Raw genomic sequence first — 14,584 nt, 5'->3', positions numbered from 1 at the left:
ACGGGGGCGGACGGACACTCAAGGGACGAGGCTTTCGAGCGGAACGTGCGGGTCCGCCAGGGACTCCGTGTTCACCTGGGCCTGGGAGCGGACCAGGTTCTGGATCTGCTCTGTGACATCCCACACGTTCACGTTCATCCCGGCCAGGACGCGCCCCTCCTTGATCCAGAACGCGATGAACTCCCGCTTGCCCGCGTCGCCCCGGATGACCACCTCGTCGTAGGACCCCGGCGGCGCCCAGCCGCTGTACTCCATCCCGAGGTCGTACTGGTCGGTGAAGAAGTAGGGCACGCGGTCGTAGGTGACGTCCCTGCCGAGCATCGCGCGGGCCGCGGCCGGGCCGCCGTTCAGGGCGTTCGCCCAGTGCTCCACCCGGATGCGCGTGTCGAAGAGGGCGAGCGGGAAGGCGGCGACATCGCCGGCCGCGTAGATGTCGGGGTCGGCGGTGCGCAGGTGCTCGTCCACCACGACACCGCCGCCGTGCGCCCGGTCGGCCAGCTCCAGCCCCGCCGCCTCGGCCAGGCCGGTGCGGGGCGCCGCGCCGATCGCCGCGAGGACGGCATGCGCCGGGTGCTCCTCGCCGTCGTCCGTACGCACCGCGAGGACCATGCCGTCCTGGCCGACGATCTCGGTGAGCCGGGCGCCGAAGCGGAACCGGACGCCGTGCTCGCGGTGCAGCTCGGCGAAGACGTTGCCCAGCTCCGGGCCGAGCACGCTGTACAGCGGGGTCGCCGACGGTTGGATGACGGTGACCTCGGCGCCGTACTCGCGGGCCGCCGCCGCGACCTCCAGGCCGATCCAGCCGGCGCCCGCGATCACGAGGTGCCCGTTGTCCCGGCCCAGGTGCTGGAGGACGCCCTTGAGGCGCTCGGCGTGGGCGAGGCGGCGCAGGTGGTGGACGCCCACGAGGTCGGTGCCGGGGATGTCGAGGCGGCGGGGCTCCGCGCCGGTGGCGAGCAGGAGCTTGTCGTAGTGGACGAGGGTGCCGTCGTCGCCGAAGCGGACGGTCTTCGCGGTGCGGTCGATCCGGTCGACGGTCTGGCCGAGGTGCAGCTCGACGTCGTTCTGCGCGTACCAGCCCGGTTCGTGCACGAAGACGCTGTCGCGCTCCTCCTTGCCGAGCAGAAACCCCTTGGACAGGGGCGGGCGCTCGTACGGGTGGTCGCGCTCGTCGCAGATCAGTATCACCCGGCCGCTGAAGCCCTCCGCACGGAGCGTCTCGGCCGCCTTCGCGCCGGCGAGACCGCCTCCGACGATGACGAATGTCTGATCCGCGTCGACCACTTGATGCCTCCTCGTAAGGGTGCCGCCACATGCGAGCGTCCCGCACGCAGCGTGATGCGGGAAGAGGGAGTGCCCCGATCAGGCCACCCAGGGTCACGTTCCCTTCACATATGCCCCGTCAGTCTCGCGTGCAGCGAGCGTGCGGAGGCGTCGGTGAGGGAGGCGATCTGGTCGACGATCACCCGCTTGCGCGCATGGTCGTCGGGTGCCTCCTCGAACAGTGCCCGGAACTGCGGCTCCAGACCGTCCGGGGCTCGGGCGGTGATCGCCTCGGCCAGCTCGGCGACGACCACCCGCTGGTCGGCACGGAGCCGCTCCTGCTCGGCGCGCTGCATGACGTACCGGTCGGCGACCGCCTTGAGCACCGCGCACTCCATGCGGGTCTCGCGGGGTACGACGAGTTCGGCGCCGTAGCGGGTGAGGCGGCCGGTGCCGTACGCGGCGCGGGTGGCGGTCTCGGCGGCCAGGCAGAACCGGCCGATGAGCTGGCTGGTGGCGTCCTTGAGGCGGGCCTGGGCGACGGCCGTGCCGTCGTAGCCGTGCGGCCACCACTCCTCGTCCTGGAGGCGGTCGAGGGCGGCGGCCAGCTCCGCCGGGTCGGTGTCCGCGGGGACGTAGCGGCCGATGGCCACCTCGAACACCGCCTGCCGCTCGGGTTCGGCGTGCAGGCAGTTGGGGTCGATGTGGCCTGCGTGCAGGCCGTCCTCGACGTCGTGCACCGAGTAGGCCACGTCGTCCGACCAGTCCATGACCTGGGCCTCGAAGCAGGTGTTGGTGCCGGGGGCGGTCTTGCGGACCCAGTCGAACACCGGGCGGTCGTCCTCGTACACGCCGAACTTCGGGGACGCCGGGTCGGTGGGATGGGCGCCGCGCGGCCAGGGGTACTTGGTGGCGGCGTCCAGGGCGGCGCGGGTGAGGTTGAGGCCGACGGAGCCCTCCGGGGTGAAGCGCTTGGGCTCGATGCGGGTGAGGAGTCTGAGGGACTGGGCGTTGCCCTCGAAGCCTCCGCAGTCGTCGGCGAACTCGTTCAGCGCCTGTTCGCCGTTGTGGCCGAACGGGGGGTGGCCGAGGTCGTGGGAGAGGCAGGCCGCCTCCACCAGGTCGGGGTCGCAGCCGAGGGCTGCGCCCAGCTCTCGGCCGACCTGGGCGCACTCCAGCGAGTGGGTCAGTCGTGTTCTCGGGCTGGCGTCCCAGGCCTGGCTGCGGGTGCCGGGCGTGACCACTTGGGTTTTTCCGGCGAGGCGTCGTAGGGCCGCGGAGTGGAGGATGCGGGCGCGGTCGCGTTGGAAGGCTGTGCGGCCTGGGCGTTTGTCGGGCTCGGGGGCCCAGCGGTCGACTGACGTCGGGTCGTAGGCCGAAGAGGGTGCGGTGCCTTCCATGATTCGACAGTACGGGTCGGCAGTGACAATTGGGTGGTGGCGGTGCGCCTAGTCGTCTGCCAAGTCCTGTTTTCGGGCGGGTGCGGGTTGTGTGTGGCTTGTCGCGCCCACACGGCGGAGCCGCAAATCGATACAGCCCCGCGCCCCTGGGGGGTTTCCGCCGGCCCTTGTTTCAGGCTGAGGCGAGTTCCGCCTCTGTCATCGCCTGTGCCTGGTCGTAGCGGTGGAGGATCAGGTGGGCCATTGCTGCCTGCGCTCCCAGGGGAGCGGAGGCGATCCAGGGGGCCTGCTCCGCACACTGCGTCGCGAATCGTCCCGGTGCCGTGAAGTAGGAGGCCACAGCAACCTTGTGGCGGCCCCTTGCCGCCAGTGCACGCAGCGCCGTCTCCACCGTCGGGGTCGCCGCCGAGGCGTATGCCGGGACCACCGGGACGCCCAGGCGGTCGGCGAGGAGGCGGGCCGTGCGGCGGGTGTCGGTGGCCGAGTCGGGGTCGCGGGAGCCTGCTGCCGCGAGGACGACGGCGGTCGAGCGGCGGGTGGTGTGGTCCATGGTGGTGGGCCAGCCGGACTCGATCAGGCGGGTGTGCAGGGCGTCCGCCAGGAGGGGGTGCGGGCCGAGCGGGGCGGCCACGCGGGCGCGTGTCGGGGCGGCCGCGGCCATCTCCGGGATGTCCTGCTTGACGTGGTAGCCGCGGCCCAGGAGCAGGGGGACGAGGACGGCGGGGATGTCGCCCAGGGCGGCGAGGGTGTCGGGGAGCAGGGGCTCGTTCAGCTCGATGTGACCCAGGTGCACGGGGAGGGCGGGGCGCAGCTCGCGTACCCGGGCCATCAGGGCCCGTACCGTGTCGAGCGCGCGCGGGTCGCGGCTGCCGTGGGCGACCAGGACCAGGGCGGGCGGGGCCGGGCGGCGGCGGCCGATCGGGGAGACCAGCCGGAGCTGGCCGGCGAGCTGGCTGCTGATGCTGTTCATGAGGTGCGCCGTGCTGTCGAGGTGGATGCGGGACTCGTCGCGAGGAGGGTTCGACGCCGTCATGGAAGGATCCTGGCGCGGGGAGGTTGCGCCGCCGTTGCCGGGCCGTCACGGGTATTTTCCGTGCGTTCACGTCGTACGTATGGACGATGTGAGGCGAACCGGATCGGTGTTCCTCGCGTCCTCCAAGGTCGGAACCGATCACTGGGGACCGATCACCGGGGGACCGATCACTGGGGGCCGTATGAAGATCCGTCGACCGCGGCTGCCGCGCACCCGTAAGGGGCAGCGGCGGCTGGTGCAGGCCGTGATGGCTGTGTGTGTGCTGGCGCTGCTGCCGGCCACCTGGCTGTACGTGTCGACGGCGGACCGGCTGCGGACGACGGCGGACGTGCCGCGCACCGATGTCGCGGTGGTGTTCGGGGCCGGGCTGTGGGACGGGGAGCCGTCGCCGTATCTCGCGCACCGGCTGGACGCGGCGGCGAAGCTGTACCGGGCGGGCCGGATCAAGGTCGTGCTGGTCACCGGGGACAACAGCCGCAAGGACTACGACGAGCCGGACGCCATGCGCGCGTACCTCAGGAAGCACGGGGTGCCGGACGACCGGATCGTCAGCGACTACGCGGGCTTCGACACCTGGGACTCCTGTGTGCGGGCCAGGAAGATCTTCGGGGTGCACCGGGCCGTGCTGATCAGCCAGGGGTTCCACATCCGGCGGGCGGTGGCGCTGTGCGAGGCCGCGGGGGTGGCGTCGTACGGGGTCGGGGTGGACGCGAAACACGATGCGACCTGGTACTACGGCGGCACGCGCGAGGTGTTCGCGGCGGGCAAGGCGGCGCTGGACGCGGTGTTCCATCCGGATCCGACGTTCCTCGGGCCGCGGGAGCCCGGGGTGGCGCGGGCGCTGGCCGCGGGGCGCTGACGGCTGCCTCACGGCGCTCGCGTGGGCGCGGGGAGGTCGGCTTCCCGGCCGTGTAACAGGGAGCCGTCACGGGACGTAACACGCCCGAAGCACGCTGGTCGGCATGGAGACCACCTCGACGCCCACCCACTGCCCGTACTGCGCCTTGCAGTGCGGGATGAACATCACGCCCCTGCCGCAGGGGGGCGTCGAGGTGACCGAACGCGCCGACTTCCCGGTGAACCGGGGCGCGCTGTGCGGCAAGGGTCGTACAGCGCCCGCGGTGCTGTCGTCGGCGGTGCGGCTGACCTCGCCGCTGGTGCGGTCGGGTGGCCGGCTGGTGCCCGCCTCCTGGGGCGACGCGCTGGATCTGATCGCCGAGCGGCTCGGGGCGGCGCGGGAGCGGTACGGCCCCGACGCGCTGGGGGTGTTCGGCGGGGGCGGGCTGACGAACGAGAAGGCGTACACGCTCGGCAAGTTCGCGCGGGTGGTGCTGGGCACCTCGCAGATCGACTACAACGGCCGCTTCTGCATGTCGTCTGCGGCGGCCGCCGGCATGAAGGCGTTCGGTCTGGACCGGGGGCTGCCGTTCCCGCTGGAGGACATCCCGAGGACCGGGTGTGTGATCCTCGTCGGCTCCAACCTCGCCGAGACCATGCCGCCGTCGCTGCGCTTCTTCAGCGAGCTGCGGGAGAACGGCGGCACGCTGATCGTCGTCGACCCGCGCCGTACGAAGACCGCCGAGCAGGCGGACCTGCACCTGGCGCCCCGCCCGGGCACCGATCTGGCGCTCGCGCTCGGTCTGTTGCACCTGGTGGTGGCGGAGGGCCGTACGGACGAGGCGTACATCCAGGAGCGCACGACCGGCTGGGAGGAGGCCCGGGCGGCCGCGATGGCCCACTGGCCGGAGTACGTGGAGCGGATCACGGGGGTGTCCGTGCCACAGCTGCGGGAGGCGGTGCGGCTGTTCTGCGAGCCGGAGTCGGCGATGGTGCTGACCGCGCGCGGGCCGGAGCAGCAGGCCAAGGGCACGGACACGGTGGGCGCGTGGATCAACCTGTGCCTGGCGACCGGCCGCGCGGGCCGTCCGCTGTCCGGGTACGGCTGTCTGACCGGGCAGGGCAACGGGCAGGGCGGGCGGGAACACGGCCAGAAGGCCGACCAGTTGCCCGGCTACCGCAAGCTGGACGACCCGGCGGCGCGGCGGCACGTGGCCGAGGTGTGGGGCGTGGACCCCGACTCGTTGCCCGGGCCGGGGCGCAGCGCGTACGAGCTGCTGGACGCGCTCGGCACGGACATCCGGACGCTGCTGCTGATGGGGTCCAACCCGGTGGTGTCGGCCCCGCGCGCGGCCCACATCGAGGAGCGGCTGCGCTCGCTGGACTTCCTCGCGGTGGCGGACGTCGTCCTGTCGGAGACGGCGGAGCTGGCGGACGTCGTCCTGCCGGTCACCCAGTGGGCCGAGGAGACGGGCACGACGACCAGCCTGGAGGGCAGGGTCCTGCTGCGCCGGCAGGCGATCGCCCCGCCGCCGGACGTCCGCAGCGACCTGCACGTCCTGCACGAGCTGGCCGCCCGGCTGGGCGTGGAGAAGGGCTTCCCGACCGACCCGGAGGAGGTCTTCGAGGAACTGCGCAGGGCCAGCGCGGGCGGCCCGGCGGACTACTCCGGGATCACGTACCGGCGGCTTGCGGAGGAGAACGGGGTGTTCTGGCCGTGCCCGCAGGTCTCGACGCAGGGCGCGGACGGCGAAGCCGGCCCGAGTGCGCGCGGTGACGGCGAGGCCCGGGTGGATACGGGCGGTCACACGGAAGCCGGCCCGGCGGTCTCCGGGACCGCCGCCGGCCAAGAGGCAGCCCGCACCGATGACGGCGAAGACGCCGCGCTCGACGCCCTTCCCGACGACCCCGCCCGGGACACCGAGGCCGGCATGCTCCCCGCCTCCGCCCTGGCCGACGCCCCTGCCCGGGACGCCGAGGCCGGCATGCTCCCCGCCTCCGCCCTGCCCGACGCCCCTGCCCGGGACACCGAGGCCGGCATGCTCCCCGCCTCCGCCCTGCCCGACGCCCCTGCCCGGGACACCGAGGCCGGCATGCTCCCCGCCTCCGCCCTGCCCGACGCCCCCGCCCGGGACACCGAGGCCGGCATGCTCCCCGCCTCCGCCCTGCCCGACGACCCCGCCCAGGACGCCGAGACCGCCACGCTCTCCGCCCCCGCCCTGCCCGCCGTACACCCCGGAACCCCCCGGCTCTTCCTCGACCGGTTCGCCACCGAGGACGGGCGGGCGCGGTTCGTCGCCGTGGCGCACCGGGCCAGTGCCGAGGAACCGGACGCCGAGTACCCGCTGCTGCTGACCACCGGCCGGGTGGTGTCGCAGTACCAGTCGGGGGCGCAGACGCGGCGGGTCGCGGAGCTGAACGCGGCCGCGCCCGGCCCGTTCGTGGAGCTGCACCCGCGCCTCGCGGCCCGGCTCGGGGCGGGCGAGGGCGACCCGGTGGCGGTGGTCTCCCGGCGCGGCCGGGCCGTGGCCCCCGCCCGCATCACCACCGCCATCCGCCCCGACACCGTCTTCATGCCGTTCCACTGGCCGGGCGAGGGCCGCGCCAACACGCTCACCAACCCGGCCCTGGACCCGACTTCGCGGATGCCGGAGTTCAAGACGTGTGCGGTACGGGTGGAGGCCCTGGGTCCGCGGGAGTAGCCAGGTTCCGTCCGCGGGACGCGGCGTCGGTGGGCCGGTCTGGCGTAGGTTCGCTGTCATGTCCGACACCGAGCAGTTCGACCTCGACGCCTATCTGGAGCGCATCGGGTGGGCGGGCGGCAGGCGGGCCGATCTCGCGACCCTGCGGGGTGTGCATCTGGCCCATGCGCTGTCCTTCCCCTTCGAGAACCTGGACGCCTGGTCCGGCAGGGCGCCGTCGCTCGCCCCGGCCGATCTGATGGCCAAGATGGTCCGGGGCCGTCGCGGCGGCTACTGCTACGAGCACAACACCCTGCTCAGGCTGGCCCTTGAGGCGCTCGGCTTCGGGGTGACCGGGCTGGCGGGGCGGGTGGTGCTGGGTGCCGAGACCGTGGAGAGCCGTCCGCGTACGCACATGATGCTGCGCGTGGAGGTGCCGGGCGATCCGCGGCCGTATCTCGCGGACGTCGGGTTCGGGGCGGCCGGGGCGCTGCTGCAGCCCGTGCCGCTGACCGCCGGGGAGGAGTTCGAGGGCGCGGGGCGCCGGCACCGGCTCGTGCACCTGCCGCACGGCGGGCCGCTGGAGCTGTGGGCGCTGCAGGCGTACGACCGGGACGCGCGGGACTGGGTGAACCAGTACGCGTTCACGCTGGAGCCGTTCTTCGCGCCCGACTACGAGGTGATCAACTGGCACATCGGCACCAACCCCCGCTCCCCCTTCACCCAGCGCCCCTACCTCCAGCGGACCACCCCCGAGCGGCACCTCGCGCTCGACGGCGCCCGGCTGGTCGAGACCCGGGCCGACGGCACGGTGACCGAGCGCAAGCTCACCGACGAGGCGGAGGCGCGGCGCGTGGTGGAGGAGGAGTTCGGGATCGCCGTGCCCGAGGGGCTCACGCTGCTGCGCTGAGTCAGCGGCGGGCCGGCCAGTCCCCGCCCGCTATCAGCCGCCCGCCGGCCCGCAGCCGGGCGGCGATGCGCGGCGCGGCCACGTACACCCAGGCCCGGACGGCCGTGCCGTCGGCGCGTACGACGTCCCGGGCGACGCGCTCGTACAGGTTGCGCGGGTCGCCCGGGGTGTACTCCTCCAGCCGGTCCAGTTCCGCGAGCAGCCGGCCGTACGCCTGCGGGAGCGCGGTGATCAGGTCCCCGCTGACCGCTTCCCCGGGTGCCTCGACGGCGTAGGGGTAGCCGGGCCCGTCGTAGAGCACCGCGTCCGGGAGGCGGGCCGGTTCCTCCGTGTGCGTGCGGCCGCGCAGGAACAGGTCGTGGTTGGCCTCGCCGGGGCGAAGGGTGCCGTAGACGAAGAAGGGCAGCGGGTCTCGGTGGTCCGGAGTGATCACGGAAACGATTCTGTACCCCCTTCGACTCCGCACACATCTCCATGGCGGCGCTATGGACATGACATGTCATGCCCTCTTAAATCTCAGTCGACATCAGCGCCATCCGTACGCCTCACCCCAAGTCTGACCCACACGCCTCGCCCCCACGTCACACCCGTACGTCTCACCAGCACGTCTCACCAGCACGCCTAACCCCCACGCCTCGAAGGCGCCTCCCCAAGGAGACAGATGAGTCGGATACGTCAGCACGTCCGAGGAACCCGTCGTCTCGCCACCGCCGGTGTCGCCGTCACCACCGCGACCCTGCTGGCCGCCGCCCTCTCCCCCGCCGCCCACGCCGACGGCCGGCCGACCCGGGCCGGCGCCGTCGAGAACGCGGCCTCGGCCCTCCTCGCGCACGCCGCGAGCCTGGGTCTGACCTCCGCCCAGGACACCAGCGTCCGGGACGTGATCGTCGACCGGAACGGCACCCAGCACGTCCGCTACGACCGCACCTACCACCAACTCCCGGTGCTCGGCGGCGACTTCGTGGTCCACCTCGCTCCGAGCGGCGCCTTCCGCAGCGCCGACCGGGCGACCAGGAGCCGTATCGCCCTGTCCTCGATCGTCCCCAAGGTGTCGGGCCCCAAGGCCGCCGACCTCGCGGTGAACGCGCTGCGCGCCGCCAACCTCGGTGACGCGCTGAAGCAGATCAAGGCGAAGCCGGAACTCGTCGTCGACGCCCTGCACGGCGCACCGAAGCTCGCCTGGCGCACCAACGCCGTCGCCCAGGACTCGCTCGGCAACCCGGTCGCCCGGACCGTGCTGACCGACGCCCGCACCGGCGCCCAGATCGACGCCTGGGACAGCATCGAGACGGCCACCGGCGACGGCAAGTCGCTGTACAGCGGGACGGTTCCGCTGGAGACCACCCAGTCGGGGTCGTCGTACCAGCTGAAGGACCCGACGCGCGGCAACACCTACACCGGTGACGCCGAGAACAAGACCGACCTGTGCTTCTTCGGCATCTGCTTCAGCCGGGCCCCCGCGACCCTGTTCACGGACGCCGACAACCACTGGGGCACGGGCACCACCTCCGACCGCTCCTCGGCCGCCGTCGACGCCCAGTACGGCACCAACGAGACCTGGGACTACTACAAGAACGTCCAGGGCCGCAACGGCATCGCGGGCGACGGCAAGGGCTCGTACAACCGCGTCCACTACGGCAGCAACTACAACAACGCCTTCTGGGACGACAGTTGCTTCTGCATGACGTACGGCGACGGTGACGGCTCCACCTTCGGGCCGCTGGTCGCGCTGGACGTGGCCGGCCACGAGATGACCCACGGCGTCACCTCCAAGACGGCGGCGCTGACCTACTCGGGCGAGTCCGGCGGGCTCAACGAGGCCACCTCCGACATCCTCGGCACGATGGTCGAGTGGTACGCGAACAACCCCTCCGACCCCGGTGACTACCTCATCGGCGAGAAGATCGTGAAGTCCGGCTTCGGCAAGCCCGCCCTGCGCTTCATGGACAAGCCGTCCAAGGACGGGAACTCCGCCGACTACTGGAGTTCGTCGGTCGGGAACCTCGACGTCCACTACTCCTCGGGCGTCGCCAACCACTTCGCGTACCTGCTCGCGGAGGGCAGCGGCGCGAAGACCATCAACGGCGTCAGCTACGACTCGCCGACCTCCAACGGCTCGACGGTCACCGGCATCGGCCGGGACAAGGTCGGCAAGATCTGGTACCGGGCGCTGACGGTCTACATGACGTCCTCCACGAACTACGCGGGGGCCCGGACGGCGACCCTGAACGCGGCGAAGGACCTCTACGGCGCGGGGAGCACGGAGTACAACGCGGTGGCGGCGGCGTGGAGCGCGGTCAACGTGAACTGAGCCCCACGACGACGCCGGAAGGCCGGTGCCCGCTCGGGCACCGGCCTTTCCGCTGTGCGCTCCGGTCAGACAGCCAACTCCGCCTCCTGGGCCGGGGATTCCTCCGCCTCCTCCGGCTTGCCGTCCCGCATCACCACCGTGGCCAGCACCGCCGCCGCCAGAACCCCCACCGCGCTGAGCGCGAAGGTGGTGGACATCGAGGAGGTGAAGGCCTCGCGGGCGGTGCGCAGGAGGTCCGGGTGGGCCGCGGCGACGGCGCCGGCGATGGACTGGCGGGCCTGGGCGGGGGCGTTGGCGGGCATCCGGTCGGTGTAGCCGCTGGAGAGCAGCGAGCCGAGGATCGCGATGCCGAGGGCGGTGCCCGCCTGCTGGACGGTGTCGTTCAGGGCCGAGCCGACGCCCGCCTTGTCCGCCGGGATGGTGCTCATCAGGGCGCCGACCGCCGCCGGCATGGCCGCACCGGCACCCAGGCCGAGCAGGCCGAGGGCGATCGCCGGGACGGTGAAGCCGGAGCCCGCGTCGACCGTGGTGAGCAGGGCGAAGCAGGCCACCATGATCAGCATGCCGGTCAGGATCACGAAGCGGTTGCCGATCTTCGCGGCCAGCTTCACCCCCGCGGTGTTGCCGATGATCGCGGTCACGGCCAGCGGCAGGAAGGCCAGGCCCGCCTTGATCGGCGAGTAGCCGAGGACGAACTGCAGGTACTGGGTGAGGACCAGCAGCAGGCCGCCGTTGCCGATCTGGACCAGGGCCAGGGAGAGCGAACCGCCGCTGAAGTTGCGGTGCTTGAAGAGGACCAGCGGGACCATCGGGGACGCGCTGACGTTCTCCCAGACCACGAAGGCGGCGAGCGCGACGACCGCGACCGACAGGCTGACCAGGGAACGGCCGCCGAAGGCACCGTGCTGCGGGATCTCGATGATCCACCAGACCAGCGCGGTCATCCCGGCCGCCGACAGCACCGCGCCCAGCGGGTCGGCCTTCTGCCACGGCGCCTTGGACTCCGGCATCAGGGTCACACCGGCGAGGACGGCCAGCGCGACCACGGGGACGTTGAGGAAGAAGATCGAGTGCCAGGAGAAGTGGTCGACCAGCACACCGCCCAGCACCGGGCTGCCGACCAGGCCGAGCATCGACACCGAGCCCCACGCCGCCATCGCCCTGCCGCGCTCCTCCTCGTCGAAGACGGTGATGAGGATGGAGAGGGTGGACGGCATGATCAGCGCCCCGCCGACGCCCATCGCCACGCGTACGGCGATCACTTGAGCCGGATCGGCGGCGAACGTGCCGGCGAGTGAGGCCGCGCCGAACAGCAGCAGGCCGATCAGCATCACCTTCCGGCGGCCGAAGCGGTCACCGAGGCTGCCGGAGGTGAGCAGCAGGCCGGCGAAGACCAGGACGTAGGAGTCGAGGATCCACTGGACGTCCTGGGCGCTCGCGCCGAGGTCCTCGGTCATCGCGGGCACCGCCACGGTGAGCGCCATGCTGTCGATCACCAGGACCAGCGTGCTCAGGCAGAGCACGACGAGGATCCACCAGCGTCGGGGATTGCGGCTTTCCATGGGGTTCCCTCTCCTCTTGCGCACACCGTTCCGGTGATGCGTACAGCGTTCCGGGCTGCGTTGCGAACACTGTACGCAGCCCGGAACAGTGTGCGCAACCCTTGAACGCTGTACGCTGAATGCGCACGAGGTACGCACCCAGAGGAGTCCGCCGATGGCCGCCAGGACCAAGCCGAACCCGATCCCCTCCGTGTGGGCCCGGGAGCGGCGCGAACCCGAACAGCCCTCGCTCAGCCGGGAGTCGATCGTGCGCGAGGCGGTGGCGATGCTGGACGCGGACGGCGTCGAGGCGCTCAGCATGCGCAAGCTCGGCGCCCGCCTGAACGCCGGCGCGACCTCCCTGTACCGGCACGTGGCCACCAAGGACGAGCTGATGGAGCTGGCCGTGGACGAGGTCGCGGCCGAGATCCGGGTGCCGGCCACCGCGGACCCCGACTGGCGGGCCGCCGTGGCCGAGGCCGCGCAGTCCTTCCGCGCGACCGCCCTCAGGCACCCGTGGGTGTCCTCGGTGATGGGCCAGGCCGGACTCGTCTACCTGGGCCCCAACCTGATGTCGTTCTCCGAGCGGCTCGCCGCGCTGTTCACCTCGGCCGGCTTTCCCGAGCCCGATCAGGCGATCAGCACCCTGCTGGCGTACACGCTCGGCATGAGCACCACCGAAGCCGCCTGGCTCACCACGGTCGCCCGGTCCGGGCAGACGGAGGCCGAGTTCATCGACCGGCTGATGCCCGCCGCCCAGGAGGCCGCCGCCGGCCACGCCAACCTCGCCGCCTCCTACGCCGAGTCCGCCCCCCGGGACCCGGCCCGGGACCGGGACGCCAAGTTCGCCTACGGACTGGACGTCGTCCTGGACGGACTGGCCCTGCGACTGCCGCGTTAGCCCCGGACTTCAGCGGGGCAGCGGCCCGCGATCACCCCCGGTCACCCGTTCACCTCCGACCGGGGTGCCATTTGTGCTTTTTTCATACGACCCCTCGCGCACGCCCGTGACCTGCCGGAACTCGGCCCCCACTAGGCCGTGCGGGGGTCGCGGGCGCCACCCGTTCACCGCATTCCTGACGGAGTTTCAGGAAGCGGACGGGCTCGAGTGCGACTTACCTCGGAAGGGCAGGGGCGCGCCCCCTGTACGAGTCGGATCAACGAGTCGGACAAGCCCTGGGGAGCACCATGCGACGCACCGCCCGTCTGCTGACCGGTACCTCGCTCGCCGTGGCCGCGGCGGGACTCGCCACGGCGCCGGCCTACGGCGAGACCGGCAGCAGTCTGCAGGTGTACCCGTCCACCACCCTGCCGGGCAGCCAGGTCACCGTGAACACGGCGGCCTGCGGGGACCGGGGCATGGCGGTCGGGGACGCGGGCGCGGTCGGCGCCGGGACGTTCCCACTGGCGCCCAGCACGCACGAGGGCGAGGCGATCGGACAGTTCCGGGTGCCGTCGAGCGCGCAGCCGGGGACGTACGAGATCGTCGCGAAGTGCGCCGAGGGCACCAAGCAGGTCACGGGCGACCTGGTCGTGGCGTTGGGCGCGGCGCACGAGCAGGTGCAGCCGCGAGGAAGCGTGAAGACGGGGGTCGGCGGCGCACTCGGCACCGACCCCGTGCAGACCACGGCGGGTGTGGCGGCTCTGGCCGTCGCCGCCGCGGGCGGTACCTGGCTCCTGCATCGCCGGGCGAGAGGCGACGGGATCTGACGGACACCCTCCGCTGTCCGTCCGCCGGTACCGCAAGTCCCGCCCCCTCCGGGTCCGATGCCCCTCGCGGCTCGGAGGGGGACGGGGGTCCGCATCAGGGATCCACCCAAGTCCCGCCTCGCGGGAGGCTCGCCTCCGGGAGAGGGGTTTCGTATGCGCAGGATCGGGGACACCGCCATAGCCGCGGTCACCGTCGTAGCCCTCGGCTCGGCGGTGTGGCTGCTCGGCGCGGGGGCCGCGACACACGCGCCGCCGCAGCCGACGGCCGCCGAGGGCCGCCCCGACCCGGGCGAGGAGCGGCTCGCGGCCCCCGCGCTCGACCCGTCCCCGCCGACCCGGATCCGCATCCCCGCGATCAAGGTGAACGCCCCGCTCATGGGCCTCACGCTGACCAGCGCCGGAAGCCTGGACGTGCCGCCCGCCGCGGAGAAGAACCTGGCCGGCTGGTACGAGGCCGGCACCACGCCCGGCGAGACGGGCACCGCGATCGTCGCGGGCCACGTCGACAACACCGAGGGACCCGCCGTCTTCTACAACCTCGGTGCCCTGAAGCGGGGCGCCGTCATCGAGGTGGACCGCAAGGACGGCAGCACCGCCGTGTTCACCGTGGACGCGGTGGAGGTGTACGCGGCCCGGAACTTCCCCGACGAGAAGGTGTACGGCGCGGCGGCGCGCCCCGAGCTGCGGGTCATCACCTGCGGCGGTACCTACTCGAAGGCCACCGGCTACCAGGGCAACGTGGTGGTCTTCGCCCATCTGACGGGCAGCCGCTGAACCTCACAGCGCCCCCAGCCGCCCGCGCGGGACCCTCACACCCCCCGTCCGCCCCCGCTGAGGGCAGCGTTCCTCGTGGGAAACAGGAGTGATGCGGCCGGGTAACGTCGGGGCCGCACGCTCC

Annotated in this window: 12 protein-coding genes; 7 read left to right on the top strand and 5 right to left on the bottom strand. The window is 72.5% G+C overall.

What is annotated here, in order from left to right; translation table 11 throughout:
* Positions 1–18: 18 nt before the first annotated feature.
* From CRP49_RS21405 to CRP49_RS21395, 3 genes are all read right to left on the bottom strand, one after another.
* Positions 19–1,284, bottom strand: a complete 1,266-nt coding sequence (locus CRP49_RS21405) for an NAD(P)/FAD-dependent oxidoreductase (protein ID WP_097254831.1) — start codon at positions 1,282–1,284, stop codon at positions 19–21.
* 104 nt (positions 1,285–1,388) lie between these two features.
* The gene (locus CRP49_RS21400; protein ID WP_097254830.1) at positions 1,389–2,663 is read right to left on the bottom strand and encodes a deoxyguanosinetriphosphate triphosphohydrolase; all 1,275 of its coding nucleotides are present in this window, start codon (positions 2,661–2,663) and stop codon (positions 1,389–1,391) included.
* A 172-nt stretch (positions 2,664–2,835) separates the two neighbouring features.
* Positions 2,836–3,696, bottom strand: coding sequence for a sirohydrochlorin chelatase (locus tag CRP49_RS21395; protein ID WP_097254828.1), 861 nt, complete (start codon positions 3,694–3,696; stop codon positions 2,836–2,838).
* A gap of 181 nt (positions 3,697–3,877) precedes the next feature.
* On the opposite strand from CRP49_RS21395, the gene CRP49_RS21390 reads away from it, so the two are divergent.
* From CRP49_RS21390 to CRP49_RS21380, 3 genes are all read left to right on the top strand, one after another.
* Entirely contained in the window at positions 3,878–4,555 is a 678-nt protein-coding gene (locus CRP49_RS21390) for a vancomycin high temperature exclusion protein (RefSeq protein WP_097257476.1), read from the top strand.
* Positions 4,556–4,658: 103 nt separating this feature from the next.
* The gene (locus CRP49_RS21385) at positions 4,659–7,235 is read left to right on the top strand and encodes a molybdopterin oxidoreductase family protein (RefSeq protein ID WP_097254827.1); all 2,577 of its coding nucleotides are present in this window, start codon (positions 4,659–4,661) and stop codon (positions 7,233–7,235) included.
* 58 nt (positions 7,236–7,293) lie between these two features.
* Positions 7,294–8,124, top strand: coding sequence for an arylamine N-acetyltransferase (locus CRP49_RS21380; RefSeq protein WP_097254826.1), 831 nt, complete (start codon positions 7,294–7,296; stop codon positions 8,122–8,124).
* Between the two features lies 1 nt (position 8,125).
* On the opposite strand, the gene CRP49_RS21375 is transcribed toward CRP49_RS21380, so the two are convergent.
* On the bottom strand, positions 8,126–8,557 hold the full coding sequence (locus CRP49_RS21375; protein WP_257033460.1) for a gamma-glutamylcyclotransferase family protein: 432 nt from the start codon (positions 8,555–8,557) through the stop codon (positions 8,126–8,128).
* Between the two features lie 228 nt (positions 8,558–8,785).
* Between CRP49_RS21375 and CRP49_RS21370 the strand changes: the two genes are divergently transcribed.
* A complete protein-coding gene (locus CRP49_RS21370) occupies positions 8,786–10,435 on the top strand; it encodes a M4 family metallopeptidase (RefSeq protein WP_097254824.1) in 1,650 nt (549 codons plus the stop codon).
* 65 nt (positions 10,436–10,500) lie between these two features.
* Here the strand turns inward: CRP49_RS21370 and CRP49_RS21365 are convergent, their stop codons facing one another.
* Positions 10,501–11,997 (bottom strand): MFS transporter, encoded by a 1,497-nt coding sequence (locus CRP49_RS21365; protein ID WP_097254823.1) that lies wholly within the window; start codon positions 11,995–11,997, stop codon positions 10,501–10,503.
* 154 nt (positions 11,998–12,151) lie between these two features.
* On the opposite strand from CRP49_RS21365, the gene CRP49_RS21360 reads away from it, so the two are divergent.
* From CRP49_RS21360 to CRP49_RS21350, 3 genes are all read left to right on the top strand, one after another.
* Positions 12,152–12,877, top strand: coding sequence for a TetR/AcrR family transcriptional regulator (locus CRP49_RS21360; protein WP_097254822.1), 726 nt, complete (start codon positions 12,152–12,154; stop codon positions 12,875–12,877).
* A gap of 287 nt (positions 12,878–13,164) precedes the next feature.
* Complete coding sequence (locus CRP49_RS21355) at positions 13,165–13,686, top strand: hypothetical protein (RefSeq protein WP_097254820.1); 522 nt, start codon at positions 13,165–13,167, stop codon at positions 13,684–13,686.
* A gap of 153 nt (positions 13,687–13,839) precedes the next feature.
* Positions 13,840–14,460, top strand: coding sequence for a class F sortase (locus CRP49_RS21350; protein WP_097254819.1), 621 nt, complete (start codon positions 13,840–13,842; stop codon positions 14,458–14,460).
* The last annotated feature ends 124 nt before the right edge of the window (positions 14,461–14,584 follow it).

The sequence above is a fragment of the Streptomyces sp. Ag109_G2-15 genome (assembly GCF_900215565.1).
Classification (GTDB): Bacteria; Actinomycetota; Actinomycetes; order Streptomycetales; family Streptomycetaceae; genus Streptomyces; species Streptomyces diastatochromogenes.
Note: the sequence above shows the minus strand (reverse complement) of the source record. Positions and strands in the feature narration are given on the sequence as shown.

What these genes read in the sequence shown, in the direction of transcription:
- CRP49_RS21365 (WP_097254823.1), bottom strand. Translation starts at nt 11,997, where the DNA reads ATGGAAAGCCGCAATCCCCGACGCTGGTGGATCCTCGTCGTGCTCTGC.
- CRP49_RS21390 (WP_097257476.1), top strand. Translation starts at nt 3,878, where the DNA reads ATGAAGATCCGTCGACCGCGGCTGCCGCGCACCCGTAAGGGGCAGCGG.
- CRP49_RS21380 (WP_097254826.1), top strand. Translation starts at nt 7,294, where the DNA reads ATGTCCGACACCGAGCAGTTCGACCTCGACGCCTATCTGGAGCGCATC.
- CRP49_RS21355 (WP_097254820.1), top strand. Translation starts at nt 13,165, where the DNA reads ATGCGACGCACCGCCCGTCTGCTGACCGGTACCTCGCTCGCCGTGGCC.
- CRP49_RS21360 (WP_097254822.1), top strand. Translation starts at nt 12,152, where the DNA reads ATGGCCGCCAGGACCAAGCCGAACCCGATCCCCTCCGTGTGGGCCCGG.
- CRP49_RS21350 (WP_097254819.1), top strand. Translation starts at nt 13,840, where the DNA reads ATGCGCAGGATCGGGGACACCGCCATAGCCGCGGTCACCGTCGTAGCC.
- CRP49_RS21400 (WP_097254830.1), bottom strand. Translation starts at nt 2,663, where the DNA reads ATGGAAGGCACCGCACCCTCTTCGGCCTACGACCCGACGTCAGTCGAC.
- CRP49_RS21395 (WP_097254828.1), bottom strand. Translation starts at nt 3,696, where the DNA reads ATGACGGCGTCGAACCCTCCTCGCGACGAGTCCCGCATCCACCTCGAC.
- CRP49_RS21370 (WP_097254824.1), top strand. Translation starts at nt 8,786, where the DNA reads ATGAGTCGGATACGTCAGCACGTCCGAGGAACCCGTCGTCTCGCCACC.
- CRP49_RS21385 (WP_097254827.1), top strand. Translation starts at nt 4,659, where the DNA reads ATGGAGACCACCTCGACGCCCACCCACTGCCCGTACTGCGCCTTGCAG.